A 25411-nucleotide genomic window follows, 5' to 3' on the forward strand; every position below is an offset into this window, starting at 1 on the left:
CCGTAGGCTCGCCGGACCTCCCACCCTCAGAGGAGACAGTCGTGATCTACCTGATCCTGCTCGGTCTGCTGTTCCTGTTCGTCATCGTGCTGCTCGCCAAGACGGTGCGGATCGTGCCCCAGGCACGCGCCGGCATCGTGGAGCGCTTCGGCAAATACAAGGAGACCCTGTCCGCGGGCCTCAACGTCGTGGTGCCGTTCATCGACAAGGTGCGCTACCTCATCGACCTGCGCGAGCAGGTCGTGAGCTTCCCGCCGCAGCCGGTGATCACCCAGGACAACCTGGTGGTCTCCATCGACACCGTCATCTACTTCCAGGTCACCGACCCGATCGCGGCGACCTACGAGATCGCCAACTACATCCAGGCCGTCGAGCAGCTCACCATGACCACGCTGCGCAACATCGTCGGTGGCATGGACCTCGAAGGCACCCTGACCAGCCGCGACGAGATCAACACCCGGCTGCGCGGAGTGCTGGACGAGGCGACCGGCAAGTGGGGCATCCGCGTCAACCGTGTCGAGCTCAAGGGCATCGACCCGCCGCCCTCCATCAAGGACTCGATGGAGAAGCAGATGCGCGCCGACCGTGACAAGCGTGCGCAGATCCTGACCGCCGAAGGTGGTCGCCAGGCGGCGATCCTCACGGCCGAGGGTGAGAAGCAGGCCTCCATCCTCTCCGCCGAGGGTGACCGCGAGTCGCTGATCCTGCGCGCCCAGGCCGACCGGGAGTCGTCCATCCTGCGGGCCCAGGGTGAGGGCCAGGCCATCCAGACCGTCTTCCAGGCGATCCACGACGGCAACCCCGACCAGTCGCTGCTGGCCTACCAATACCTCACGATGATGCCCAAGCTCGCCGAGGGCAGCTCCAACAAACTGTGGATCGTGCCCAGCGAGATCGGCAAGGCGCTCGAGGGTCTCGGCTCCACGATGTCGGAGATGGCCGGCATCCCCAAGGAGAACGCGGGCCCCCGCAACCGGGTCGACATGGGCAGCATGGAGCCGGCCAAGCTCGCCGGCAGCGGTGCGCTCGCCGAGTCCGAGCGGGGGAAGACCAGCAAGGCCGTCGAGGACGCCATCGCGGAGGCCAAGGCGGCTGCCAACCCGGGCAAACCCGTCGTGCCACCGACGCCTGCTGCGCCCACCGCTCCACCCGTTCCACCCGCTGGGCCGCCCGCCGACATCGCGGACGAGCCGGGCACACCACCCGCTCAACCCTGACCTGACGGGTGTCGTTCTTCGAGGCGGCCGCGATCCTGCTCGCCGGGATCGCGGCCGGTGGCATCAACACGATCGTCGGGTCCGGGACCCTGATCACCTTCCCGACGCTGCTCGCCTTCGGCATCCCACCGGTGACGGCCAACGTCTCCAACAACATCGGGCTGGTGCCGGGTTCCGTCACGGGAGCCATCGGCTACCGCCGGGAGCTGGCGGGCCAGCGCAGCCGCATCCTGCGACTGGTCTCGGCCTCGCTCGTGGGCGGTCTCACCGGGGCGATGCTCCTGCTGGTCCTGCCCGACGGGGCGTTCGCGGCGATCGTGCCGGTGCTCATCCTGCTCGGCGTCGCGCTGGTGATCTTCCAGCCGCGCCTCTCGCGATGGGTGGCCGGGCGCGCGCTGGAGCGTGGCACGCACGAGCGTGACGCGGCCTGGTGGGTCTGGCCCGCCGTCTTGTTGACCGGGGTCTACGGCGGCTACTTCGGCGCCGCCCAGGGCGTGCTGCTCATGGCGGTGCTGGGCATCGGCATCGACGACTCCCTCCAACGCCTCAACGGCGCCAAGAACGTCCTCGCGGCCGTCGTCAACGGCGTCGCCGGGTTGCTGTTCGTCTTCGTCGCCGACGTCGACTGGCGCGTCGTCGGCCTGATCGGCGTCGGCGCCGTCATCGGTGGCGTCCTCGGCGCCCGCGTCGGTCGCCGCCTGCCGCAGCCGGTGCTGCGGGCCTTCATCGTCGTGGTCGGACTGGCCGCTCTCGCGGTCTTCGTGCTCGACTGATCACGCGGCCGCTCACCGAACCCCCAATGCCGAGTGCCGAGTCGGCGCGATGTCGCAATGCCTGCAACATCGCGCCGACTCGGCGTACGACGTCGGGTCAGGAGGTGAGTGCGAGCTTCTTCTTGGCGCGTCGGCGTCCGTCCCTGAGGCCGAGGAACCCGGCGATGACTGCACCGGAGGCCACGGCGACCAGACCGAAGCCGATCTCCTTGGGGATCTGGCCCGCCTGGATCCCGGCGTACGCCGTGCCGGCGTCGGTGCCGTCGACGAGCGCGCCGACGAGCACCAGGTTGCGCCGGGCGCTGCCGGTGGCGAGCAGGGTGACCGCGCCCAACGCGATCTCCCGGGAGCCGAACCACTGCGTCAGCAGCGGTGAGGGGGTCTGGCCCATCGTCATGGCGACGAGGTCGGGCTTGGCGAGCGAGGCGACGCCCACGGCGATGCGGCCCAGGGCGAGTCCGGTCACAGGGTTCATGGGGGTCAACCTAGCGTCTGCCCGGTGATGCCGGGGCGAGGACCGGGTCGTGTGTCGTGCACCGCGCCCGGACAAGCTCGGCGGCACACGACCTGCAGCAGGGAGACCAGATCGTCACAGCAGCGTGCGCGACGGCGGAGCGACGTACGTCGTGAGCCAACGCCCGATCTCGTCGTAGACGCGGGCGCGGGGCCCGGGCCGCGACAGCACGACGTCGTGCCGGGCGCCGGGGATCGCGATGTAGGTGACGTGGCGACCGAGCGCGGTCGACCAGCGCCGGATCTGCTCCACGTCGAGCACGATGTCGGTGGTGTGGACATCCTCGCCCATCACCATCGGTTGCGAGGATCGGTCGGAGGAGAGCACGAGCACGGGGCAGCGCACGTCGAGACCCTTCTGCAGCTCGGCATGCCCGTGGCGCACCGCGCGCAGCCAGCCGGCGTAGACGGCGAAGGACATCAGCGGCTTCCACTGCAGGTCGAAGTCCCACTCGCCCTCGTGGTGGTGGTGCAGGCTGCGACCGTAGAGGCCGGTGACGTTGCGCCGGATCTGGCGCATCGGTTGCCGGGCGCCGACCTGCTTGATCAGCGGCGTGCCGATCACCCGCGTGGCAGCCCCACCCTGCAGGTCCAGCCACGGCGAGTTGAGCACCAGCGCCGCGAGGCCTCGCGGTCGCACCCGGTTGAGCCACAGCGGCAGGACCAGTCCGCCGGTCGAGTGTGCGGAGGCCACGACCTGGCTGTGACCGTCACGCTCGGTGATCCGTTGCCACGCCTCGGCCAGCTCGTCGTCGTACTCGCGAAGGTCCGCGACGTAGTTGGGGGTCTGGTGGGGCAGGATCGAGCGGCCGTACTTGCGCAGGTCGAGGGCGTAGAAGTCGTAGCCGCGCTCGATCCACCACTGGGCGTACTCGGTGTGGAAGAAGTAGTCGGCGAAGCCGTGCACGTGTAGCACCGCGCCGCGGTTGCCGACCGTGGACCGGTGACTGACCATGGTCGCGACGACGGCGCCCTCGGCGTCGGGACTCAGCGCGAAGGTCTCGGAGACCCAGGGGTCGCCCAGGATGTCAGGGATCTGCTCCAGCGCCATGGCCCGCAGTGTGTCAGGAGGCGGTCCTCACCCGCGGCCCTGCCCGTACGACGCCGCGGCGCGCACGAGCCCGGCCAGCAGGCCGACGTCGGTCGCGGTCTCGGGGTGCCACTGGACAGCCACGCAGAACCGCCCACCCTCTCGCTCCATCGCCTCGAGCGTGCCGTCCTCGGCGCGGGCGGTCGCGACGAACCCCGGGTGCTCCCGCACCGACTGATGGTGGTGGCAGCTGACGTCGAGGGCATCGCCGACCAGCCCCGCCAGCCTCGTGCCGGCACTCACCCGCACGGCGACGGAGCCGAAGGCCGCTCCGCCCGGGCTGTGCTGCTCGTGCTCGACCAGGTCCGGCGTGTGCTGGTCGAGCGAGCCACCGGCGTGCACGGCCATCAGCTGCATGCCACGACACACGCCCAGCACCGGTAGGCCCACCGCGTCGGCGGCATCGAGCAGCGCGCTCTCCCACGCGTCGCGCTCGGGTCGCCAGGCGGCCGTGCGCGGGTGTGGCTCGGCGCCGTAGCGGGCAGGGTCCACGTCGGCGCCGCCCGTGACGACCAGCCCGTCGAGGCGGGCCACGACAGCGTCGGCCGCCCCGGGCACGTCGACCGGGGGCAGCAGGACCGACAGGCCCCCCGTGGCGCTCACCGCGTCGGCGTACGCCGAGGGCAGCAGGTCGGCCTGCTGGTCCCAGACGCCCCAGCGTGCCTGCTCGCGGTAGACGCTGAGGCCGATGAGGGGGATCACCTCATGCTCAGATCGGGGTGACGTAGGCGCCGGAGATGCCTCCGTCGACCAGGAACGTGCTGGCCGTCATGAAGGAGGAGTCGTCCGAGGCGAGGAACAGCACTGCGGACGCCATCTCCTCGGGCTCCCCGAAGCGGCCCATCGGGACGTGCACGAGGCGGCGGGCCGCCCGCTCCTCGTCCTTGGCGAAGAGCTCCTGGAGCAGGGGCGTGTTGACCGGCCCGGGGCAGAGCGCGTTGACGCGCACGCCTTGGCGGGCGAACTGCACGCCGAGCTCACGGGTCATCGACAGCACGCCGCCCTTGGAGGCGGAGTAGGAGATCTGCGAGGTCGCCGCGCCCATGACCGCGACGAACGAGGCCGTGTTGATGATCGAGCCCCGCCCCTGCTCGAGCATGTGGGGGAGCGCGGCCTTGCAGCACAGGTAGACGCTCGTCAGGTTGACCTCTTGCACCTTGCGCCAGGCGGCGAGGTCGGTGTCGAGGATCGAGTCGTCCTCGGGCGGCGAGATGCCGGCGTTGTTGAACGCGATGTCCACCGCGCCGTAGGTGTCCTTGGCCGTCTGGAACAGCGCGTCGACCTGGTCCTTGTCGGTGACGTCGACGTGCACGTAGGTGACGACGTCGACACCCCCGAGCTCCTCGACGATCGCGGCGCCACGGGCGTCGTCGATGTCACCGATGACGACCTTCGCGCCCTCGGCGACGAAGCGCCGCACGGTGGCCAGGCCGATGCCCGAGCAACCGCCGGTGACGACCGCGACGCGGTCCTGGATCCGTCCTGCCATGAGTTCCTCCGTTGGTCGAGCAGCGAGCGGAGCGAGCGTGTCGAGACCCGCTGGGTTGCGGGGCGTCGTCGCGGCGCTCCTCAGTGGGCGATGAAAACGTTCTTCTCCTCGGTGAACGCCATCGGGGCGTCCGGTCCGAGCTCGCGTCCGAGGCCGGACTGCTTGTAGCCGCCGAACGGCGTCCAGTAGCGGACCGCGGAGTGCGAGTTGACGCTGAGGTTGCCGGCCTCGACCGCGCGGGCGACCCGCAGGCCCCGACCCAGGTCGGTGGTGAAGATCGAGCCGGACAGGCCGTACTCGGTGTCGTTGGCCAGCTCGACGGCATGGGCGTCGTCGTCGAAGGGCATCACGGCGACGACCGGTCCGAAGACCTCCTCGCGCCAGATCCGCGCGCTCGGGTCGTCGAGGGTCACCACGCTCGGCGGGATCCAGAAACCGTCGCCGCCGGGGGTCGAGCCGGCGAACGCGACGTCGACCTCGTCGAGGTAGCCCCGCACGGTGTCGCGCTGGGCCGCTGAGATCAGCGGTCCCATCTCGGAGGACTCGTCGCTCGGGTCGAGCACCCGCATGCCGGTGACGGCCGGCTCGAGGTGCGTCAGGAACTCGTCGTACGCCGACCGCTCGACCAGGATGCGCGAGCGCGCACAGCAGTCCTGGCCGGCGTTGTCGAAGACCGACCCGGGGGCGGCGGCTGCCGCGGCGGCGATGTCGGCGTCCGCGAAGACGATGTTGGAGCTCTTGCCGCCGAGCTCGAGGGTCACCCGCTTCACCTGGTCTGCACAGCCGGCCATGATCTTCTTGCCGACCGCGGTGGAGCCGGTGAACACCACCTTGCGGACGAGCTCGTGGGTCACGAAGCGCTCGCCGACGACCGAGCCCTTGCCGGGGACCACGGTGAGCACGTGCTCGGGCAGCCCGGCCTCGAGCGCCAGCTCGCCGAGCCGGATCGCGGTCAACGGCGTCAGCTCCGCCGGCTTCAGCACGACCGTGTTGCCGGCCGCCAGCGCGGGGGCGAATCCCCAACCTGCGATGGGCATCGGGAAGTTCCACGGCACGATGATCCCCACCACGCCGAGCGGCTCGTGGAAGGTGATGTCGGTGCCGCCCGCCACCGGGATCTGCCGGCCGAACATCCGCTCCGGGGCGCCGGCGTAGTAGTTGAGGCAGTCCCGGACGTTGCCGGCCTCCCAGCGGGCGTTGCCCCACGTGTGGCCGGCGTTGCGCACCTCGATCCCGGCAAGCTCCTCGACGTGCTCGTCGACCACGGCCGCGAAGCGCCGCAGCAACCGGGCGCGTTCGCCGGGTGCCACGTCGCGCCACGCTGGGAAAGCCTCGTGGGCGCGGCCGATGGCGGCGTCGGCCTCCGCCACGGAGGCCAGCGACACGTCGACGACCGGGGTCGCGGTCGCCGGGTTGATCACGGTGAAGGTGTTGGACATCAGAGCCTCTCGAAGCCGCGACGCAGCTCCCAGTCGGTGACGGTGGCGTTGTAGGAGGCAAGCTCCACGTCGGCCATGTTGGTGTAGTGGTCGACGACCGCGTCACCGAGGGCCGCGCGGGCGATCGCGGACGAGGCGAAGATCTCACGCGCCTCGGTCATCGTCGTCGGGACCTTGGGGCGGCCCGACGTGTAGGCGTTGCCGACCAGCTCCGGCTCGAGCTCGAGCTGCTGCTCGATCCCGTGCAGGCCGCCCGCGATCATCGCGGCCTGCGCGAGGTAGGGGTTGACGTCGGCACCCGGCACGCGATTCTCCATGCGCGCTCCGGCCCCGCGCCCGACCAGTCGCACGGCGCAGGTGCGGTTGTCGTGTCCCCACGCGATGGTGGTGGGCGCGAACGAGCCGTCGGCGAACCGCTTGTAGGAGTTGATGTTGGGCGCGTAGAGCAGCGTGAAGTCACGCACCGTCGCGAGCACGCCGGCGACGAAGTGGTCGTAGAGCGGTGTGCGCTGCCCGGTCTCGGCGTCCCAGAAGACGAGCGACCCGTCAGTGCCACGCAGCGACAGGTGGATGTGGCAGGAGCTGCCCTCGCGCTGGTCGTACTTCGCCATGAACGTGAGTGCCTTGCCCTGCTGGGCGGCGATCTCCTTCGCGGCGTTCTTGTAGACGACGTGGTTGTCGGCGGTCGTGAGGGCATCGGCGTAGAGGAAGCCGATCTCGTGCTGGCCGAAGTTGCACTCACCCTTGGCGCCCTCGACGTCGAGTCCGGCGGCGTACATGTGGTTGCGGATCGAGCGCAGCAGGGGCTCGACGCGGGTGGTGCCGAGGATGGAGTAGTCGACGTTGTACTGGTTGACCGGTCGCAGGCCGCGGTAGCCGGCGTCCCAGGCGGCCTCGTAGGTGTCCTCGAAGGCGATGAACTCGAGCTCGGTGCCCGACAGCGCTGTCCAGCCCTGCTCGGCGCAACGGTCCAGCTGCTGCTGGAGGATCGTGCGCGGTGACTGCACGACCGGATCGTGCTCGCTGCCGTCGGCGGAGGGCCACACCAGGTCGCACTGCACCATCGCCGTGGCGGGCAGGTGGGTCAGCAACCGGACCGTGCGCTCGTCGAGGACGAACTCCATGTCGCCGTAGCCGCGCTCCCACGAGGAGATCGCGTAGCCGTCCACGGTGTTCATGTCGACGTCGACCGCGAGCAGGTAGTTGCAGCCCTCGGTGCCGTGGCCGACGACGTGCTCGGCGAAGTAGGCACCGTGCAGGCGCTTGCCCTGCAGGCGTCCCTGCATGTCGGTGAACGCCACGATCACGGTGTCGATCGCCCCGTTGCCGATCTGGTCGAGCAGGTGCTGCATGCTCAGGTGGCGTTGGTTGCGCAGTTCGGTCGTGCCAGTCGTACCAGTCGTAGCCATGGGGGTCTCCTATCCCAGGAGGCCGCGCAGCAGCGCGGCCGTGTCGTCGCAGTGGTTCTCCATGGCCTTCCGGGCCCGATCGGGACGGCCGGCAAGGATCGCGCGGACGACGGTGGCGTGCTGACGGTCGGAGTGGGCGATGTTGGTGTCCAGCACCGGGATCGCCAGCAGCATCTCGTGCAGGGTGGACTGGACCGATGTGACGGCCTCGATGAGGCGCGGTGACTCGCTCATCGCCGCGATGGTCAGGTGGAACCGGCTGTCGGCCTGCCGGTGCGGGGCAGGTCGGCCCGCGTGGGCGACCTCCTCGTGGGCACGCTCCAGCTGCTCCCGTCGTACGTCGGTCAGCTCCAGCTGGGCGGCGAGCGCGGCCGCGCCGGGCTCGACCACGCGCCGGTACTCCAGCGCGTCCAGCCAGTCCTGGCGCTTGACCGCCGTGACCCGCAGCGCGGCGCGAGCCGACGGGGTCCGTGGCTTGAGCGTGACGACCGTGCCGCCACCGCGACCCCGGGTGGTCTCGACTAGTCCGGCCTGGCGCAACGCGGCCATCGCCTCGCGCAGCGTCGCCCTCGAGACGTGCAGCCGGGCGGCGAGCTCGCGCTCGGCCGGCAGTGCTGAGCCGAGGGGGAAGACGCCCAGGCGGATCGCGGTCCCGAGCTGCTCCACGCAGGCCTCGAAGGCGTGGTGACCTCGGACGGGTCGGAGCAGCGCCTCGGGCAGGTGCTGCGCGGCGGACCCGGTCATGCGCCACATCTTCGATTCGGTGGAGCGCCCTGTCAAACACCGTGACCACGAATGGTCTGAGTTCAGACCAATTTACGCCGGGGCATTTACACCCCCGAACGGACAGGTCTAGGTTCCCCCCAACCCGCCACTGCCTGAGAGGTGCGCATGCCCGAAGCACACGAGCCCATCCGCGAACACCACGCACCCCAGCTGAGCGCCGACGAGGAGCACCTCGCCAAGCTCGGCTACAAGCAGGAGCTGAGCCGCACCTGGTCCAGCTTCTCCAACTTCGCGATCTCGTTCTCCATCATCTCGATCCTCGCCGGGTGCTTCACCACCTTCGGCCAGGGTTTCAACAACGGTGGCCCGGTCGCGATCTCGTGGGGCTGGCCGATCGTCTCCGTCTTCATCCTGATCATCGGCTTCACGATGTCCGAGCTGGTCTCCGCCTATCCGACCTCGGGCGGCATCTACTGGTGGGCGGCCAAGATGGGTGGGCCCAAGGCCGGCTTCTTCGCGGGCTGGCTCAACCTCATCGGGCTCATCGCCGTCACGGCCTCCGTGGCCTACGGGTGCGCGACCTTCATCGACCTGACCCTGAGCGTCTTCTCCGAGTCCTACGCGGGCGGCTACTCGCTCAATCGGGTGTTCATCATCTTCCTGACCGTGCTCGTGCTCGCCTCGCTGCTCAACATCTTCAGCGGTCACCTGATGGCCGTGATGAACAACGTCTCGGTCTGGTGGCACGTCGTGGGTGCGCTTGCGATCATCCTGATCTTGGTGTTCCTGCCCGACAACCACCAGAGCTTCAGCTATGTCTTCACCGAGCGCTTCAACAACTCCGGCTACGACGGTGGCTCCAGCAGCGGCATGACCTACTGGCTGCTCGTCATGCCCTTCGGCCTCCTGCTCACCCAGTACACGATCACCGGTTTCGACGCCTCCGCCCACCTGTCCGAGGAGACCCAGGCGGCGTCCGAGGGTGCTGCCAAGGGGATCTGGCGCTCGATCCTCTACTCAGCGATCGGTGGCTGGCTGCTGCTGCTGGCCTTCCTCTTCGCCATCCCCGACGATGCCACGGGCAGCCCGGACAACGCCGGTGTCGGCGCTGGGGGAGTCGCCTACATCTTCACCTCGGCGCTCGACACCAACGTGGCGGGGACGGTCCTGCTGATCTCGGCGGTCGGGCAGTTCTTCTGCCTCACGGCCTGCATGACCAGCTCCTCCCGCATGACCTTCGCGTTCAGCCGGGACAAGGCGATCCCGGGCTCCTCGCTGTGGGCCAAGGTCAACAGCAACAAGGTGCCCGCCAACGCGGTCATGCTCGTCGCGGTCGTCGCGGCGCTGATCACGCTGCCAGCGCTGGTCGAGGTCAACATCGGCACCGAGGCTGAGCCGCTCATCGTGCCCACCGCGTTCTACGCCGTCGTCTCGGTGGCGGTCATCGGGCTCTACCTCGCCTTCCTGATCCCGATCTGGTTGCGTTGGCGGATGGGGGACGCCTTCGAGGCCGGGTCGTGGACCAACGGCTCGAAGTACAAGTGGATGAACCTGGTCGCCGTGGCCGAGATCGCGATCATCAGCGTCTACTTCGTGCTCCCGTTCGTCCCGGCAGGCAATCCTTTCAACGAGGACTTCTCCTGGAAGTTCGTGAACTACGCACCCGTGCTGACACTCGGAGCGCTGGCGGTCCTGGCGATCTGGTGGAGCGTGTCGGCCAAGCACTGGTTCACCGGGCCGCAGGTCACCTTCGACAAGGCAGTCGTCGAGGCCTTCGACGACTGATCGACCGGACGCGTGAGCCAGCTCGACTCTGACCTGGACCGCCTCGCCTGCCTGGCGGGGCGGTCCCGGCACGTCACCGACCTGCCTGGGGGGCTGACCAACCACAACGTGCGGGTCCGCACTGACGACGGCGGCGACTACGTGGTGCGCTGCTCCCACGGTGACGCCGGGCTGCTCGGCATCGACCGCGACGCCGAGCACCACAACACCGTGCGTGCCGCGCGGGCCGGGGTCGGGGCGCAGGTCGTGGAATATCGCCCGGACCTGCAGATGCTGGTCATCGAGTTCCTGCCCGGCGACGTGCTCACCGATGACTCCTTCGCCGACCCGGACGTGCTCGCGCGCGCCGCGGGCGCCGTACGACGTCTGCACGGAGGGCCGCGCTTCGACGGCGACTTCGACATGTTCGCGCGCCGCGCCTCATACCTCGCGACCGTGGTCTCCCGGGGCCTGCCGCTGCCCCGCGGCTACGACGACTTCGAGGACGCCTGGTCCGACGTACGCCGGGCCCTCGAGGCCGCGCCCCGACCCACCGTCCCGTGCAACAACGACCTGCTGGCCGCCAACTTCATCGACGACGGCGGGCGCACGTGGCTCATCGACTACGAGTACTCCGGCAACAACGACGCGGCCTTCGAGCTCGGCAACACCGCCACCGAGTGCGGCTTCGACGTCGCCCGGACCGAGGCGTGGGCCGAGGCCTACTTCGACGACGTGACCCGGGCCGACGTGGCGCGGGTTCGGGTGCAGGCGCTCTGCTCGGCCTATGGCTGGTCGCTCTGGGGCTTCATCCAGGCGGCGGTCAGTCCCTTCGAGTTCGACTTCTACGACTGGGGTCTCGTGCGCTTCGAGAAGGCGGCCGCGGTGTTCCGCGGCCCGGACCTCGCCAACCTGCTGACGGAGGTGGCACGTGGTTGACCTCCCCGAGCGCGCCCGGGTCGTCATCGTCGGCGGGGGCGTCATCGGCGCCTCGGTGGCCTACCACCTCACCAAGCTGGGGTGGACCGACGTGCTGCTCCTCGAGCAGGGCCGGCTCTCAAGCGGCACGACGTGGCACGCCGCCGGGCTCGTCGGACCGCTGCGCGCCTCGGAGGGCGGCACCCGGCTGGTGCAGTACTCCGCCGAGCTCTACGCCGCGCTCGAGGCGGAGACCGGACTCGCCACCGGCTATGCCGGTGTCGGCGGGGTCATCGTGGCCCGCACCGAGGACCGGATGACTCAGCTGCGGCGCACGGCCGCCAGCGCCACGGCCTACGACATGGAGTGCGAGCTGATCTCGCCCGCGCGCGCCCAGGAGCTGTGGCCCGTCATGCAGGTCGACGACGTCCTGGGCGCCGTCTGGCTGCCGGGTGACGGCAAGGTCAACCCGACCGACCTCACCCAGTCGCTGGCCAAGGGAGCGCGGTCCCGCGGTGCGCGGATCGTCGAGGGCTGCCGGGTCACCGGCTTCCAGGTCGTCACGACCGGGGGAGAGCGCCGCTCGGTGGCCGGCGTCGTCACCGACCACGGGACGGTCGGTGCCGAGGTCGTGGTCAACTGCGCCGGCCAGTGGGCCAAGGCGCTCGGCGACATGGTCGGCGCGACGGTGCCGCTGCACTCCGCCGAGCACTTCTACGTCGTCACCGAGCCGATCGAGGGGGTGCGTCCGGACCTGCCGATCATGCGTGACCCCGACGGATGGACCTACTTCAAGGAGGAGACCGGCGGGCTCGTGGTCGGCGGCTTCGAGCCCGAGGCCAAGCCCTGGCGCTCGCCCGACGACCTGCCCTACCCCTTCGAGTTCCAGCTGCTCGAGGAGGACTGGGAGCACTTCTCGGTCCTGATGGAGCAGGCGGTCCACCGGATCCCGGTGCTCGGCGAGACCGGGATCCGCAAGTTCTACAACGGCCCCGAGTCGTTCACGCCCGACAACCAGTTCCTCCTCGGCGAGGTGCCGGGGCTCCACGGCTATTTCGTGGGCGCGGGCTTCAACTCCGTGGGCATCGCCTCGGCCGGTGGCGCCGGCCACGCGTTGGCCGAGTGGATCGTGGCCGGGGAGCCGACCACGGACCTCGTAGGCGTCGACGTACGCCGTTTCGCGCCGTTCAACGCCAACAACCGGTGGCTGCGCTCGCGGGTGGCCGAGGTGCTCGGGCTGCACTACGCCGTGCCGTGGCCCAACCGCGAGCTCACCTCCGCGCGACCATTCCGGATGTCGCCGTTGCACGACCGGTTGGCCGCGCGGGGGGCGGTCTTCGGCTCCCGGATGGGCTGGGAGCGGCCCAACGTCTTCGCGCCGTCACCGGCGCACGCGCGGTTGGACTACACCTGGGGCAAGCCGTCCTGGCTCCCGTGGTCGGTCGAGGAGCAGCGCGCCACCCGTGAGGCCGTCGCGGTCTTCGACCAGACGTCGTTCAGCAAGTACGTCGTCGAGGGCCTCGACGCGCTCGACGCCCTGCAGTGGGTGTGCGCCGCCGACGTCGACGTGCCGGTCGGCCGCTGCGTCTACACCCCGCTGCTCAACGCGCGCGGCACCTACGAGGCCGACCTGACCGTCACGCGCACGGGGCAGCACTCCTTCCTGCTGGTCTCCAGCTCAGCGACGACCGTCCGCGACCTCGACTGGCTCTCGCGCCACGCGCGTGGCGCCCGGGTGCGCGACGTGACGACTGCGTTCACGGTGCTGGGCGTGATGGGGCCGTCGTCGCGCGCGTTGCTGTCCCGGGTCGCCGACGCCGACCTCTCGGAGGAGGCCTTCGGTTTCGCGACCAGCCGCGAGCTGGCGCTGGGGCACGCCGTCTGCCGGGCCACGCGGATGACGTACGTCGGGGAGCTGGGCTGGGAGCTCATGGTCCCGGTCGAGCTCGCGGCCGGGGTCCACGACCTGCTCCACGAGGTCGGTGCCGACCTCGGGCTGCGCGACGCGGGCTACTACACGATCGAGTCGCTGCGCCTCGAGAAGGGCTACCGGGCCTTCGGCCGCGAGCTCACCCCCGACGTCACCCCCGTCGAGGCCGGCCTGGTCTTCGCCACCGCGCTCTCGGGGTCGAAGGACTTCCTGGGGCGTGATGCTCTGGCTGCCCACCGATCGGCGCTCGCGGCCGGCGGGCCGCGGCGGCGCGTCGTCTCCTTCACCGTCGACGACCCCGACGCGATGCTCTGGGGCGGGGAGCTGGTGCTCCACCACGGCGCGCCGGTGGGGCAGGTCACCAGCGGCGCCTGGGGTGCCACGGTCGGTCGCAGCGTCGGCCTCGCCCAGCTTCGCCACGACGGCCCGGTCACCGCCGACCACCTCGCCGGCGGCGGGTTCCAGGTCGACGTCGCCGGGCTGCTCTTGGACATCTCCGTCACCCTGCGCTCGCCCTTGGGGTGACGAGGCGGCCGGGGTGCTGCCAGGTCGTGGCTGTTGCTGCGCGATGTTGCTGTCTACATGTTGGAGCACGATCGGGGTGCCGGCTGAGGAGATCACGCCTCGCGGTATGCGTCAGGGCGCTGGACCCTGTTGAGGAGCTTGTCCACGGGTGTCCGCACGGCGGGCTCCGATTCGATTTCGTTGGTTGTCGCCGGACGTTGTGAAGCCTCGGCCCGGGTCAGGCGAGAAGGCTGCCTCACGGTCACGACGAGCGCGGTTCTTGGGGGACTACTACCACTGTGGCGTGGGCGCGCTCGATGACCGAGGTGGCGATGGAGCCAGTGAGCAGTCGCGAGAGCGACGTCATGGGGTGACGCCCCACGACGATCATGTCCCATCCGACGTGGCGCGGGCTGAGTGCTTCATCGGCGAAGCCGTGCTTGAGCGTGAGGGTGACAGGCACGTCGGGGTACTTCTCGGCGAGGCCCGCCACAGACTCGGAGAGGCTGGCGCGCAGATCCTCGAGTTCTGGCCAGGCGGCCTGCTTGCCTCGGGCCTCATGGTACTGGGCCACAGCAGCCGCGGCGTCCCAAAAGGAGTGCAAGACCGTGAGGGAGTAGTCGCGCAGAGACGCCTGACGGTACGCGAACTCAATGACCGGTAGCGACTCAAGCGTTGCGTCGGCGCCCACCACCACCCCGGCGTGGGCGTCGCCGACGGTCGAGGGGCGGCAGACGACCACCGGGCAGGCCGCGTGGGCGCTGACCGTGGCGCTGACCGATCCAAGCAGCATGCTCCGCACGGCTCCGCGACCTCGCGACCCGACGACCAGCATGTATGCCTGCGTCGAGGCATCGATCAGCACCTGGCGAGGATCCCCGGACAGGGCCGCACCAGTCACAGAGAGGTCAGGATGCAGGAGCCGCGCTGCTGCGACGGCTTCATCTGCCAGCTTGCTTGCCTTGTCGCCCACAGAGACAACGGCCAGCCCGCGGTGCTCCAGCGACGCTTGCTCGGCCGCCCATCGGACCGCACGGTCGGCGTGGTCGGAACCGTCGTCGGCAACGACGATCCTGCCGCGGATGCTGGCGGGATCCAGTGATCGGCTCATAGGGTGAGGCTCGCGCGTCCCAGCTTGGGTCGACATGGCCCAAGGGCACTCTTGCGGGGGACCATGGTCCCTGCCTCGTCCTGGCTGCCACCGCGGTAGAAGTCGTCGCTGCGGCGTGCTGTGGGAGGTGTCATAGACCCGGCCATGTCCTGGGCGGTGCACCAGGAGTGCCTCGGGCGGGTGTTGGTAACTCACGAGGCACCGAAGCACCTGACGGCGATAGGCAACCTCGTCGGGCGTTGAACGACTCCGCGAGCGCGTTGGCAGTGGACGTGCCGACCGCACGCATCGACTGCCTCACGTCAAGATCGACACAGAGCCCGGCGTGTCCTTCAAGGTGTTGACCGACCCGTGGCGGAGTGAGAGACCGCACGGGCGAGACGGCCGCGGATCGTGGCGGCGGCCTTGGGGGCATCGCTCGACGAGCTCGGTGCGCATGTGGTCCGCGAGTGCCCGCCGGACGAGCCGAGGGCTGTAGCGGTCGATCTCGGTCGCCAGATACCGGTTGCTCCCTCAGTGTGAGGGAGGCAGGTGATGTTGCCGAGCTGACGCCGGTTCGGCGCCCCGGCGGTGAAGTCCCCGCTTTGAAGTTCGGGAACCTTCTGCCCCGACGGCTCGGGATCGTCGTGCGAACCCGTCGCCGTTTCTGGTAGCCCCGGATGCCGTGCACGCGCATCACCCGCGCGACCCCTTTCACACGCTCCCCGGCAGGGATGCCGTCGTTGAGCTCGGCGGTGGCACGCGGTGCGCCGATGGTGTCGTCGTCGACGTTGATCTTGCGGACCTTCTAGGCGAGTTCGGCATCCGGCGACCCGTGCCACACGCCCTAGCGACGCCGAAGAACCTGCAACAAGAGGTCGTTCGGCCCTGCCCGGAGCTGGATCGAGCGCCTACCGTTGCATCATGAGGTTGCCGGTGCTGGTCGGAACCGACGGCTCGCTGATCGCCGATGCTGCAGTGCGGTGGGCGGCGACCGAGGCGGGCCGGCGAGTCGCGCCCACCGCGGAAGCGGCCGGCCCTGGGCCGACCGTAGAAACATCTCTGGCTGTCGGCGCCGCCAACACCCGGCTTGTCGCAGCTACGCAGGAAGCTCAGTTGCTGGTCGTCGGCAACCGTGGACTTGGCGGGTTCGGCAGCTTGCTCTTGGGCTCGGTCAGTAGTTCAGTGGTCACGCATGCCGCGTGCCCGACCGTCGTGGTCCGCGGTGAGACGCAATCACAGGGGCCTGTTGTCGTCGGTGTCGACGAAGTGGGGGCCTCACGGCCCGCGATTGAAGCGGCGTTCGCAGCGGCCCAGCGGGTCGGGGTCGGTGTGCTAGCGGTGCACGCCTACCGAAGCCCGGGCCCTTTGGCGATCCGGGAGGAGATGGCCAGCGACGTCATGACCGGCGAGGTCAGTGTGGCACGCGAGAACTACCCTGAGGAGCAGGTCAGGACCCACCTCGCTAGGCGGTCCCCCGTCCACGAACTGGTCGAGGCATCTCAGGGCGCACAAGTCGTCGTGACCGGGGCGAGCGGTTCCGGCGGTTTCGCATCACACGGGATCGGCTCAACCAGTGTCACAGTGATCCGCCACGCCCACTGTCCCGTGCTGGTCCAACGGTGAGCGGTGCCGGGCCTCGCCCACTGGTGACTGAAGAGCGGATTCATCCTCGTTTCCAGTTCACCTGTTTCTCGTCAACTCCACCGTAGCCAGGAGCCTGTCATGCCGATCTTCGTTGCAGCACCTGTCAGCGCCGTGAGCGCGGAAGCTGTCGTTGCGCCTGACCCGCACTTGCGCACAACCCTTGAGGTTGTCCAGACGCTGGCCGTAGACCCTCGGGCCGGCCTCGACGACGCTGAAGTGGCGAGACGGCGCGAGATGTACGGCGAGAACCGGCTCGCCGAGCACGCACGCCGGCCAGCCTGGGCTCGCTTCCTGGACCAGTTTCGTAGCCTGCTGATCCTCATCCTCATCGCTGCAGCGCTGCTCGCTGGACTGATCGGCGACCTCAAGGACACTGTCGTCATCGGCGTCGTGCTCCTGATCAACGCCACCCTCGGCTTCGTCCAGGAGAACCGGGCCGAGCGGAGTCTGGAAGCCTTGCGCGACATGCTCGCCCCGACCGCCCGGGTGCGCCGCAACGGAAGCGAGGGTGTCCAGGACGCCACAGCGCTGGTTCCCGGCGACATCGTCATCCTCGAGGCCGGAGACCGGGTACCCGCAGACGGTCGCCTGCTGGTCGCCGTATCTGTCGAGGTCGACGAGTCGGCGTTGACCGGTGAGTCCTTGCCCGTCCGCAAGGGAACGGCTGCGCTCCCCACTCGGGAGGACAAGGTGCCGCTCGCCGAGCGGACGTGTATGGCCTACGTCAACACCGCACTGACCCGGGGCCGAGCCGAACTGGTAGTCACCGCGATCGGGATGCGCACCGAGGTAGGGGCCATTGCCCTGATGCTTGAACAGGGCGAGGTGCCCAAGACACCGTTGCAGGTGCAGCTCGACGCGGTCGGCAAACGCATCGCGCTCATCGGCGGGATCGCGGTCACCGTCTATGCGGCCCTTGCCTTCGCCCGCGGTGAGTCCCTGGCCGAGGTCGCGCTCAGCGCGGTCGCCCTTGTGGTCGCTACCGTGCCGGAAGGCCTGCCCGCGGTGCTCGCGCTGACTCTGGCTCTCGGTGTCGGCCGGATGGCCCGCCACGGTGCCATCGTGAAACGCCTCGTCTCGGTCGAGACACTCGGGTCGGCGACCGTGGTGTGCAGCGACAAGACCGGCACCTTGACCCTCAACCAGATGACCGCCCGTGCGCTCGTGCACGCCGGCAGACACATACGAATCACCGGCGAGGGGGACTTCCCTCCAGGCGCGCTGGTCGACGATTCCACAGGTGCCCCCGTCGACGGGGTCAAGACACTGCTCGAGCCGCTAGTGCTGTGCAGCGACGCCATCCTTCTCGACCAGGGTGCCCAGCCGGCTGGTGTTCCTACCAGCGCGGGCATTGTCGGTGATCCCACCGAGGGGGCGCTGGTGGTTGCCGCCGCACGGGCAGGCATCGACGTGGCGGCGCTACGTGCGGATCGGCCCCGGATCGCCGAACTGCCCTTCGACAGCTCACGTAAATTCATGGCCACGGTCCACGACGAGGACGGCAGCGCCAAGGCCTACCTCAAGGGCGCCCCCGACGTACTACTGGCACGTAGCACATCCGTGCTCACAGCCCAAGGAGTGCGCCCGCTCGAGAAAGCACAGCACGACCTGTTCGCTTCAGAAGTCTCCCGGTTGGCCTCCCAAGGACTTCGGGTGCTTGCCGCCGCCACGGTCATCCTTCACGACGCGCCGGACGCATCCGCCGACCCGGCCAAGGCACTGGCCGATCGACTGACCGGCCTAACCCTCCTAGGTCTCGTCGGCATCGCCGACCCGCCACGCCCCCAGGCCCGCGACGCGATCGCCCTTGCGCACAACGCCGGAGTCGACGTCAAGATGATCACCGGTGACCACCGGGACACCGCCAACGCGATCGCCCGCGAGCTCGGCATCCGCGGAGACGTCGTCACCGGCACGGACATAGACAAGATGACATCCCAGGAACTGTCGGAGCGGATCGAGGGAATCGGCATCTTCGCCCGCGTCGCCCCCGAGCACAAGGTCGCCATCGTCCGCGCCCTCACCCAGCGGGGGCACGTCGTGGCCATGACCGGCGACGGGGTCAACGATGCGGCGGCCCTGCGCGCGGCCCATATGGGGGTCGCCATGGGCATCACCGGAACAGAGGTGACCAAGCAAGCCGGAGACATGGTTCTCACCGACGACAACTTCGCGACCATCATCCAAGCCATAGGCGAGGGCCGCTCAATCTACGACAACGTCGTGACCTTCGTCCGCTTCCAGCTCTCCACCAACATCGGCGCGATCCTGACTTTCGTCGGCGCGGTCACGCTCGGCATGCCTGCACCGCTGAACGCAATCCAGGTGCTGTGGGTCAACATCATCATGGATGGGCCACCCGCGATTGCCCTCGGTGTCGATGCCCCCCGACCCGGACTCATGGACGAACCGCCCCGTCGATCGACGGAACGTATCCTCAACAGGACCCGACTACTACAGATGCTTCGAGCCGGCCTGGTGATGGCAATCGGCACCCTGGGCGTGCTCGCTGTCGCGCGCGAACAGGCAACCGAAGCAGTCGCGCTGACAATGGCCTTCACGACCTTCGTGCTCTTCCAGTTCTTCAACGCGCTCAACGCCCGCGTCGAACGCCGCAGCGTCTTTACCCGCCACACCTTCACCAACCGCTGGCTCTGGGCCTCGCTCGGGGCGATTGTCCTGCTCCAAGTGCTCGTGGTGCAGGCGGCGCCACTGCAGGCCGTCTTTGGCACGTCGCCACTGAGCCCACTCCAGTGGCTGATCTGCGCAGCAGTCGCCTCCTCCGCCCTCGCGGTCGAGGAAGTGATCAAGTCACTCAGTCGCACCTACGGGCGTCGGGACGACGCCCGAGCAGTTATCGACCCGGTGCCAGCGACCTCGATCGCCTGACCCACGGTCAACGACGAGCACACTGCGGTGCCTCACTCAAGTTTGACAGAAAGGGCGCTCGTGCTCGCCGCGGCAGTTGCCCGACGGCCATCAACGGGTGTCCGCGCGGCAACTCCCGTGGCCGCGCTACGACCGCTGAGTCGCGACCACCCTTGTTCCCACACTTGTGAGAGCCGGGAGAACTGTGCATCGTGCGGTTCTCGACCAGCGGCTTTCGCGTCGGGGGCGCCGGCCTCCCGGCGCTTCCTGCCCCTCTGGACCGGATCAGCGCCGACCTGGCATCGCTTCGTGAGACCAGTTGGTTCGCCTCCCGCGCCTGGCCGACGACTGCCCAGCTCGGGCATGTGGTCGAAGTTCATGGCGTAGATCGTGCCCACCACGTCGGCACGAACAGGATTGCTGCCCAGCCCGAGATCTTCTTCAAGTCCTCGTTCTGGCGATAACTGGCCCAGGTCAACTCCGGGACGTCGCACTGCCCGACTGCCCGACTGGCGACCACTCGCCCTGACCTTGCGGATGGACCCCTCGACCTGACCCGTCCTCTGCCCGACGCATGCTCCGGCCACACCCGCATCGGGTGCCTCCTGACCTGGGTAACAGCGACACCCCGATTGGTCCACCACGAAGGCGGCCGAGCAGGGCAGGGAGCCGGAGAGTCAGGCGCTGGTCGGGTCGTCGATAACACCTTCGGGCTCGGTGTCGTGGGGAGCCGGCAGCGTCGCCTGGCCCTCCTGGACGGCCACCTCGATCCGCTTGCCGATCGCCTCGTCGACGTTCTTCCAGTACTCGATGACGCGCGGCAGGACCTTCTCGGAGACACCGCCGAGGATGTGGCCGGCGACGTTGCCGACGAAGCGCTCGCGCTGCGCGTCGTCCCACACCTCGTTGATCATCGTCGCGGCCTGGCCGAAGTCGTCGTCCTGCTCGCGCAGCGCATAGGCCTCGCGGGTCATCTCGCCGTCGGTCTCCCAGCTGTCCTCCGGCGGACCGGTGAGGTCGCTGAAGCCGCGCCCATAGCTGTTGGAGGCGTAGACCGGCTGGTCGCCGGTGTGGTCGTAGGCCATCGGACCGTCGAACGTGTAGGTGTTGGCACCCTCCACGCGGTGCCGGTTGACCGGCAGCTGGTGGTAGTTGGGGCCGATCCGGTAGCGGTGGGTGTCGGCGTAGGCGAACACACGACCCAGCAGCATCTTGTCGGGGCTGAAGCCGATCCCCGGCACGGTGGCGGACGGCTCGAAGGCCGCCTGCTCGACCTGGGCGAAGAAGTTGTCAGGGTTCTTGTCGAGCGTCATCGTCCCGACCTTGATCAGCGGGTAGTCGCCGTGCGGCCACACCTTGGTCAGGTCGAAGGGGTTGAAGCGGTAGGTCTTCGCGTCCTCGTAGGGCATCACCTGCACGTGCAGCGTCCAGGAGGGGAAGTCGCCGCGCTCGATCGCCTCGGAGAGGTCGCGACGGTGGAAGTCGGCGTCCTCGCCGGCGATCTTGTTGGCAGCCTCCTGGGTGAGGTTCTTGACGCCCTGGTCGGACTTGAAGTGGTATTTCACCCAGGACTTCTCGCCCGCGGCGTTGATCCACATGAACGTGTGAGAGCCGTAGCCCTGCATGGTGCGCAGCGACGCGGGGATGCCGCGGTCGCCCATCAGGTAGGTGACCTGGTGGGCCGACTCGGGGTTGAGGGTCCAGAAGTCCCACTGCATGTCGTTGTCGCGCAGACCCGAGCCGCCGCGGCGCTTCTGCGAGCGGATGAAGTGGGGGAACTTGATCGTGTCGCGCACGAAGAAGACCGGCGTGTTGTTGCCGACGAGGTCGTAGTTGCCCTCGGTCGTGTAGAACTTCAGCGAGAAGCCGCGCGGGTCGCGCCAGGTGTCGGGGGAGCCCTGCTCGCCGGCGACGGTCGAGAAGCGCGCGAGCATGTCGGTCCTCACCCCGGGCTGGAAGAGCGCCGCCTTCGTGTACGCCGACACGTCCTCGGTCGTCTCGAAGGTCCCGAACGCCCCGGTGCCCTTGGCATGCACGTTGCGCTCGGGCACCCGCTCGCGGTTGAAGTGGGCCATCTGCTCGATGAGGTGGTGGTCGTGCAGCAGCAGCGGACCGGTGTCGCCCAGCGTCAGGGAGTTGCGGTCCGAGGGTGCGGGGGAGCCGGTCTGGGTGGTGGAGCCCCCTGGGGGCCGCGTGTCGCTCATGATGTCTGCTCCTGAGGTCGAGGGGTCGCTGGGGTGCGTGATCATCATCCTGCCGGTACCCGATCGCGAGGTCGACAGCATCGGGACCTTCCGGGCACTAGCCTTCGGATGTGCACTCGGGTCCCGGCTCCTCAGGAGCGCTGTCGCGGCACGTCCGCGACCGCGTCCGCCGGTGGCGCTCCGGCTCCACGGAGGGGCAGCGGGAGGTGTTGCTGCTGCTCATGGTCGCGGTGGCCTGCTCGTTCGTGGTCTCGGTCATCGACTACCAGGTCGTGCCCCTGACGACGTACTTCGTGTGGCTGATCATCGGCATGCTGATGCTGCGCTTCCGCCCGCTCGCGGTCATGACGGCCTGGACGGCCCTGCTCGCCGTGGCGGCGATGGTCATCGACGGACCCCTGGTCGGAGTCCGCGTCGCCGCGCTCACGGCCTTCGCCCTCGCGGTCCTGCTCATCCTCTTCCAGTCCAGCCGCCAACGCAGCGGCCTGCCGTCACCGCTGAGCGAGATCGTGCTCGCCGAGCTCAAGGACCGGCTCCAGGCTCAGAGCACCATCCCGCCGCTCCCGGGCTCGTGGCACGTCGAGAGCGCGATGATCGCCGCGGACGGTGTCGGCTTCGCCGGCGACTTCCTCGTGGCCGACCTCGACGAGGAGGAGCGCCATCTCGAGCTGATCCTGGTCGACGTCGTCGGCAAGGGCCTCGGGGCCGGCCCGCACGCGCTCCAGTTCGCGGGGGCACTGGGGGGACTGGTGGGTGCGCTGGAGCCCGGCGAGCTGATGGCTGCCGCCAACCGCTTCCTGCTGCGCCGGCACCTCGACGAGTCCTTCGCGACCGCCGTCCACGTGCGCCTGGACCTCACCGACGGGCGCTACACGATCGCCTCCGCCGGCCACCCGCCCGCGCTGCGCTGGCACCAGGCCGGCGGCGGCTGGGTCGTCGACAACGCCCGGGGCATGGCGCTCGGCATCTCCGCGACCCCCGACCTCGACCTCAGCGAGGGCGTCCTCGGCCCCGGCGACGCGCTGCTCTTCTACACCGACGGCGTGGTGGAGTCGCGCACGAGTGACCTCGACGTCGGCATCGACTGGCTGCGCGACATCGCCGGTGAGGCGATCCGCGAGGGGGCCGTCGGCTCCACCCGACGGATGATCAAGCAGGTCACCCGCGGCGACGACGACCGCGCCGTGCTGCTGCTCACCCGGCTGGAGGACGCGAGTACAGCTCGCGGATGACGTCCTCGATGTCCGGCTCCTGGATGGAGAGGTCCGCGACGTCGTACGACGAGGCGAGGGCCGCCACGAGCGGCGCGGCGCTGGCATCGGCCGGGAAGCTCAGCCACTGTCGCGGCCCCTCGACCCGCCGGGTCTCGGCGCCGGCGATCAGGATCGGGGCAACCTCGTCGACCAGGTCCACCACCAGGGTGCGGGTCGACCCGCCGCGCTCGTGCAGCCCAGCCAGCGTGCCGTCGTAGACCTGGGTGCCGTGGTCGATCACGATGACGCGGTCACACAGCGCCTCGATGTCCTGGAGGTCGTGGGTGGTGAGCATCAGCGTCGTGTCGCGCTCCCGGTTGAGGGATCGCAGGAACTCGCGCAACCGCCCCTTGCTGATGACGTCGAGGCCGATCGTCGGCTCGTCGAGGTAGAGGATCTCGGGATCGTGCAGCAGCGCCGCCGCGATGTCGCCGCGCATCCGCTGGCCCAGGCTGAGCTGGCGCACGGGGGTGTCGAGCAGCTCGCCGAGGTCGAGCAGCTCGAGGAATTCCGCGAGGTTGGCACGGTGCCGCGCCGGGTCGGTGCGGTAGATCTTCTGCAGCAGGTCGAAGGAGTCGCGCAGCGGCAGGTCCCACCACAGCGAGGTGCGCTGCCCGAACACCACCCCGATCCGTCGGGCCAGGGCCGTGCGGTTGCGACTGGGGTCCACTCCGGCCACCCGGATGTGTCCGCTGGTCGGCACCAGGATGCCGGTGAGCATCTTGATCGTCGTGGACTTCCCGGCCCCGTTGGGCCCGATGTAGCCGACCATCTCCCCGGCCGCGATCTCGAAGGTCAGGTCGCGCACCGCCTCCACCTCGACCCGGTGCCGACGACGGCTGCCCTCCTCCTTGCGCCGCACCTCGAAGGTGCGTCGGAGGTCGGTGACCTGGATGAGAGTCATGCTCAGCTCCCGGTGGATCGGTAGTGACGGACGCCCGTGCGCCAGACCAGGGCGCTGACGGCGAGCATCACCGCAGCGGCGACGGGGGAGGCGAGCTGCAGGGCGGACGGCAGGCCGAAGGGGTCCTCGCGGCCGAGGATGAAGAGGGCGGGATACCAGTTGACGAAGGCGATCGGCACCACGAACGTCAGGGCCTTGACGATCTCCGAAGGGAAGACCGTCAGGGGGAACTGGGTGACCGTGTTGCCGCCGTAGGTGAAGGCGTTGGCCGCCTCGGAGGAGTCGGCGGTCCAGAACTGGATGCACGCCAGGGAGATGAAGAGGGAGAAGAAGATGAGCGACCCGCTCACGACCATCTCGACGGCGACCAGGGCTCGCGGCAGCGTCCAGTCGACGTACGTCGCCGCCCAGGTGAAGACGATCGTGGCCTGGAAGACGCGGGCGAAGCGGCGCAGCGCGAACTCGTCGGCGCAGACCTGCACGAGCAGCGGGACCGGCTTGGTCATCATCGTGTCGAGGCGTCCGAAGCGGATCATCTGCCCGAGGCGTTCGACCCGTCCCACGAAGAGGTCGGCGAAGGCGATGCCGAGCCCCGTGGCGCCGTACAGGAACCCGATCTCGGTGAGGCTGAAGCCACCGAGATCGTCGACGTTGCCGAAAAGGATCCAGATGCCGACGAAGTCGAGGCCGGTCATCAGGAAGCTCCCGACCGCCATCATCCAGAAGGAGGCGGGATAGGCCATGGACGCGCGGACCCAGAGGCTGCCGATCCGGTAGTAGGCGACCGCGGCGTCAACCACCCTGCACCACCACCCGGCGCTCGGCGCGCTGGAGGACCAGGGCGCAGGCGCCGAGCAGGACCACGGCCCACGCCACGATGAACGCGTAGGCACCGAGGACCTCGAGGCCGGTGGTCTTGCCGAGCCAGATGTCGGCGGGGACCTGGAGGAAGGTGGCCCACGGCAGCGCCAGCGCGACGTCGCGCAGCAGGCTTGGCAGCAGGACCAACGGCACGGTGAGCCCGCTGAAGAACAGCGCGGCGAAGCCCAGCAGCGTGCGAGGACCCACGTCGTCGAGCAGCCAGAAGGCGGTGAGCGAGGCCAGCATCCTCAGCGCGAAGCTCACCACGACAGCCAGGGGGACCGCGATCGCGAAGAGCAGCCAGGTGAGCGCGTCGGCGGGGTAGCGCAGGTCGAAGAGCAGCCCGCCGACCAAGGTGGGCGCGAGACCGCGGGTGAGCAGGTGGTAGGCCGCACGGCCGAGATCGGCGGCGAGGTACCAGCCGAGGATCCCCACCGGGCGGTAGAAGTCGATCACGACGTCGCCGGACTTGATCCGCGCAGCGAGGTCGTCGGGGGAGCCGCCGCCCCAGACCGCGACCGTCATGATCATCGCCTGACCGAGCCAGACGTAGGTCACGGCGTCGGTGACGTCATAGCCGCCGGCGTCGGGGTTGGCCGCCCACACCTCGATGTAGACGAAGCACATGATGGCGCCGAAGACGCTGTTGGTGAAGATCCCGGCCAGCGTCGCACCGACGTAGGTGGAGTAGCGGCGAAACGACCTCGAGGCGACGGCCGTGTGCAACATGGCTCCACTCTCGTCGACACCGGGCTGTCGGGAGGTCGCGACGCGCGACCGATGTGGCTAGGTGTGACCTGAACCATTCAACT

At 69.2% G+C, this 25411-nt stretch carries 20 protein-coding genes and 1 pseudogene; 8 read left to right on the forward strand and 13 right to left on the reverse strand.

The genetic code is table 11. From position 1 onward, the window contains the following. Window positions 1–41: 41 nt before the first annotated feature. Both BM204_RS13795 and BM204_RS13800 read left to right on the forward strand, forming a co-directional pair. Window positions 42–1217: an SPFH domain-containing protein gene (locus BM204_RS13795; RefSeq protein WP_091114391.1), complete on the forward strand. Its 1176-nt coding sequence runs from the start codon at window positions 42–44 to the stop codon at window positions 1215–1217. A gap of 8 nt (window positions 1218–1225) precedes the next feature. Further along, window positions 1226–1990, forward strand: coding sequence for a sulfite exporter TauE/SafE family protein (locus tag BM204_RS13800; RefSeq protein ID WP_091114393.1), 765 nt, complete (start codon window positions 1226–1228; stop codon window positions 1988–1990). A gap of 97 nt (window positions 1991–2087) precedes the next feature. On the opposite strand, the gene BM204_RS13805 is transcribed toward BM204_RS13800, so the two are convergent. From BM204_RS13805 to BM204_RS13835, 7 genes are all read right to left on the reverse strand, one after another. Further along, on the reverse strand, window positions 2088–2465 hold the full coding sequence (locus tag BM204_RS13805) for a hypothetical protein (protein ID WP_091114396.1): 378 nt from the start codon (window positions 2463–2465) through the stop codon (window positions 2088–2090). A gap of 114 nt (window positions 2466–2579) precedes the next feature. Continuing rightward, entirely contained in the window at window positions 2580–3554 is a 975-nt protein-coding gene (locus BM204_RS13810) for an alpha/beta hydrolase (protein WP_091114398.1), read from the reverse strand. Between the two features lie 27 nt (window positions 3555–3581). Continuing rightward, window positions 3582–4295, reverse strand: coding sequence for a gamma-glutamyl-gamma-aminobutyrate hydrolase family protein (locus tag BM204_RS13815; protein ID WP_091114400.1), 714 nt, complete (start codon window positions 4293–4295; stop codon window positions 3582–3584). Window positions 4296–4302: 7 nt separating this feature from the next. Next, a complete protein-coding gene (locus BM204_RS13820) occupies window positions 4303–5082 on the reverse strand; it encodes a 3-oxoacyl-ACP reductase (protein WP_091114405.1) in 780 nt (259 codons plus the stop codon). An 80-nt stretch (window positions 5083–5162) separates the two neighbouring features. After that, entirely contained in the window at window positions 5163–6521 is a 1359-nt protein-coding gene (locus BM204_RS13825; RefSeq protein ID WP_091114407.1) for an aldehyde dehydrogenase family protein, read from the reverse strand. Continuing rightward, a complete protein-coding gene (locus BM204_RS13830; protein WP_091114409.1) occupies window positions 6521–7930 on the reverse strand; it encodes a glutamine synthetase family protein in 1410 nt (469 codons plus the stop codon). The genes BM204_RS13825 and BM204_RS13830 overlap by 1 nt, the downstream gene beginning before the upstream one ends. A 9-nt stretch (window positions 7931–7939) precedes the next feature. Further along, window positions 7940–8674, reverse strand: a complete 735-nt coding sequence (locus BM204_RS13835; RefSeq protein ID WP_170259153.1) for a FadR/GntR family transcriptional regulator — start codon at window positions 8672–8674, stop codon at window positions 7940–7942. A gap of 147 nt (window positions 8675–8821) precedes the next feature. Between BM204_RS13835 and BM204_RS13840 the strand changes: the two genes are divergently transcribed. The 3 genes from BM204_RS13840 to BM204_RS13850 are packed head-to-tail and all read left to right on the forward strand — an operon-like array spanning window position 8822 to window position 13793. After that, entirely contained in the window at window positions 8822–10441 is a 1620-nt protein-coding gene (locus BM204_RS13840) for an amino acid permease (protein WP_091114414.1), read from the forward strand. Window positions 10442–10453: 12 nt separating this feature from the next. Then, window positions 10454–11359: a choline/ethanolamine kinase family protein gene (locus tag BM204_RS13845; protein WP_091114415.1), complete on the forward strand. Its 906-nt coding sequence runs from the start codon at window positions 10454–10456 to the stop codon at window positions 11357–11359. Beyond that, the gene (locus BM204_RS13850; protein WP_091114418.1) at window positions 11352–13793 is read left to right on the forward strand and encodes a GcvT family protein; all 2442 of its coding nucleotides are present in this window, start codon (window positions 11352–11354) and stop codon (window positions 13791–13793) included. Before BM204_RS13845 ends, BM204_RS13850 begins: the two co-directional genes overlap by 8 nt. A 241-nt stretch (window positions 13794–14034) precedes the next feature. Here the strand turns inward: BM204_RS13850 and BM204_RS13855 are convergent, their stop codons facing one another. Further along, window positions 14035–14883 carry a universal stress protein gene (locus tag BM204_RS13855; RefSeq protein ID WP_170259154.1) on the reverse strand — a complete coding sequence of 283 codons (849 nt, stop codon included), beginning with the start codon at window positions 14881–14883 and terminating at the stop codon, window positions 14035–14037. 158 nt (window positions 14884–15041) lie between these two features. Continuing rightward, a pseudogene (locus BM204_RS23280) lies at window positions 15042–15670 on the reverse strand (DDE-type integrase/transposase/recombinase); the annotation flags it as partial. Window positions 15671–15786: 116 nt separating this feature from the next. Between BM204_RS23280 and BM204_RS23285 the strand changes: the two are divergent. Together BM204_RS23285 and BM204_RS13865 are read left to right on the forward strand one after the other, a co-directional pair. Continuing rightward, on the forward strand, window positions 15787–16488 hold the full coding sequence (locus BM204_RS23285) for a universal stress protein (protein ID WP_091114422.1): 702 nt from the start codon (window positions 15787–15789) through the stop codon (window positions 16486–16488). Window positions 16489–16587: 99 nt separating this feature from the next. After that, window positions 16588–19398, forward strand: a complete 2811-nt coding sequence (locus tag BM204_RS13865; RefSeq protein ID WP_091114425.1) for a cation-translocating P-type ATPase — start codon at window positions 16588–16590, stop codon at window positions 19396–19398. Window positions 19399–20054: 656 nt separating this feature from the next. Here the strand turns inward: BM204_RS13865 and BM204_RS13875 are convergent. Further along, a complete protein-coding gene (locus BM204_RS13875; RefSeq protein WP_091114644.1) occupies window positions 20055–21581 on the reverse strand; it encodes a catalase in 1527 nt (508 codons plus the stop codon). Window positions 21582–21691: 110 nt separating this feature from the next. Between BM204_RS13875 and BM204_RS13880 the strand changes: the two genes are divergently transcribed. Further along, window positions 21692–22813 carry a PP2C family protein-serine/threonine phosphatase gene (locus BM204_RS13880; protein WP_091114429.1) on the forward strand — a complete coding sequence of 374 codons (1122 nt, stop codon included), beginning with the start codon at window positions 21692–21694 and terminating at the stop codon, window positions 22811–22813. On the opposite strand, the gene BM204_RS13885 is transcribed toward BM204_RS13880, so the two are convergent. From BM204_RS13885 to BM204_RS13895, 3 genes are read right to left on the reverse strand one after another with little or no spacing between them, the layout of a single operon-like run. Next, window positions 22776–23738: an ABC transporter ATP-binding protein gene (locus BM204_RS13885; protein ID WP_091114431.1), complete on the reverse strand. Its 963-nt coding sequence runs from the start codon at window positions 23736–23738 to the stop codon at window positions 22776–22778. The two genes, BM204_RS13880 and BM204_RS13885, sit on opposite strands and share 38 nt — an antisense overlap. A gap of 2 nt (window positions 23739–23740) precedes the next feature. Further along, window positions 23741–24538 carry an ABC transporter permease gene (locus BM204_RS13890; protein ID WP_246166239.1) on the reverse strand — a complete coding sequence of 266 codons (798 nt, stop codon included), beginning with the start codon at window positions 24536–24538 and terminating at the stop codon, window positions 23741–23743. Beyond that, window positions 24531–25328: an ABC transporter permease gene (locus tag BM204_RS13895; protein WP_091114434.1), complete on the reverse strand. Its 798-nt coding sequence runs from the start codon at window positions 25326–25328 to the stop codon at window positions 24531–24533. The genes BM204_RS13890 and BM204_RS13895 overlap by 8 nt, the downstream gene beginning before the upstream one ends. Window positions 25329–25411: the final 83 nt, after the last annotated feature.

The organism is Nocardioides psychrotolerans (assembly GCF_900113685.1).
In the GTDB taxonomy this organism is placed as follows: Bacteria; Actinomycetota; Actinomycetes; order Propionibacteriales; family Nocardioidaceae; genus Nocardioides; species Nocardioides psychrotolerans.

What these genes read in the sequence shown, in the direction of transcription:
- BM204_RS13810 (WP_091114398.1), bottom strand. Translation starts at nt 3,554, where the DNA reads ATGGCGCTGGAGCAGATCCCTGACATCCTGGGCGACCCCTGGGTCTCC.
- BM204_RS13825 (WP_091114407.1), bottom strand. Translation starts at nt 6,521, where the DNA reads ATGTCCAACACCTTCACCGTGATCAACCCGGCGACCGCGACCCCGGTC.
- BM204_RS23285 (WP_091114422.1), top strand. Translation starts at nt 15,787, where the DNA reads ATGAGGTTGCCGGTGCTGGTCGGAACCGACGGCTCGCTGATCGCCGAT.
- BM204_RS13855 (WP_170259154.1), bottom strand. Translation starts at nt 14,883, where the DNA reads ATGAGCCGATCACTGGATCCCGCCAGCATCCGCGGCAGGATCGTCGTT.
- BM204_RS13895 (WP_091114434.1), bottom strand. Translation starts at nt 25,328, where the DNA reads ATGTTGCACACGGCCGTCGCCTCGAGGTCGTTTCGCCGCTACTCCACC.
- BM204_RS13805 (WP_091114396.1), bottom strand. Translation starts at nt 2,465, where the DNA reads ATGAACCCTGTGACCGGACTCGCCCTGGGCCGCATCGCCGTGGGCGTC.
- BM204_RS13830 (WP_091114409.1), bottom strand. Translation starts at nt 7,930, where the DNA reads ATGGCTACGACTGGTACGACTGGCACGACCGAACTGCGCAACCAACGC.
- BM204_RS13840 (WP_091114414.1), top strand. Translation starts at nt 8,822, where the DNA reads ATGCCCGAAGCACACGAGCCCATCCGCGAACACCACGCACCCCAGCTG.
- BM204_RS13875 (WP_091114644.1), bottom strand. Translation starts at nt 21,581, where the DNA reads ATGAGCGACACGCGGCCCCCAGGGGGCTCCACCACCCAGACCGGCTCC.
- BM204_RS13885 (WP_091114431.1), bottom strand. Translation starts at nt 23,738, where the DNA reads ATGACTCTCATCCAGGTCACCGACCTCCGACGCACCTTCGAGGTGCGG.
- BM204_RS13835 (WP_170259153.1), bottom strand. Translation starts at nt 8,674, where the DNA reads ATGACCGGGTCCGCCGCGCAGCACCTGCCCGAGGCGCTGCTCCGACCC.
- BM204_RS13820 (WP_091114405.1), bottom strand. Translation starts at nt 5,082, where the DNA reads ATGGCAGGACGGATCCAGGACCGCGTCGCGGTCGTCACCGGCGGTTGC.
- BM204_RS13865 (WP_091114425.1), top strand. Translation starts at nt 16,588, where the DNA reads ATGCCGATCTTCGTTGCAGCACCTGTCAGCGCCGTGAGCGCGGAAGCT.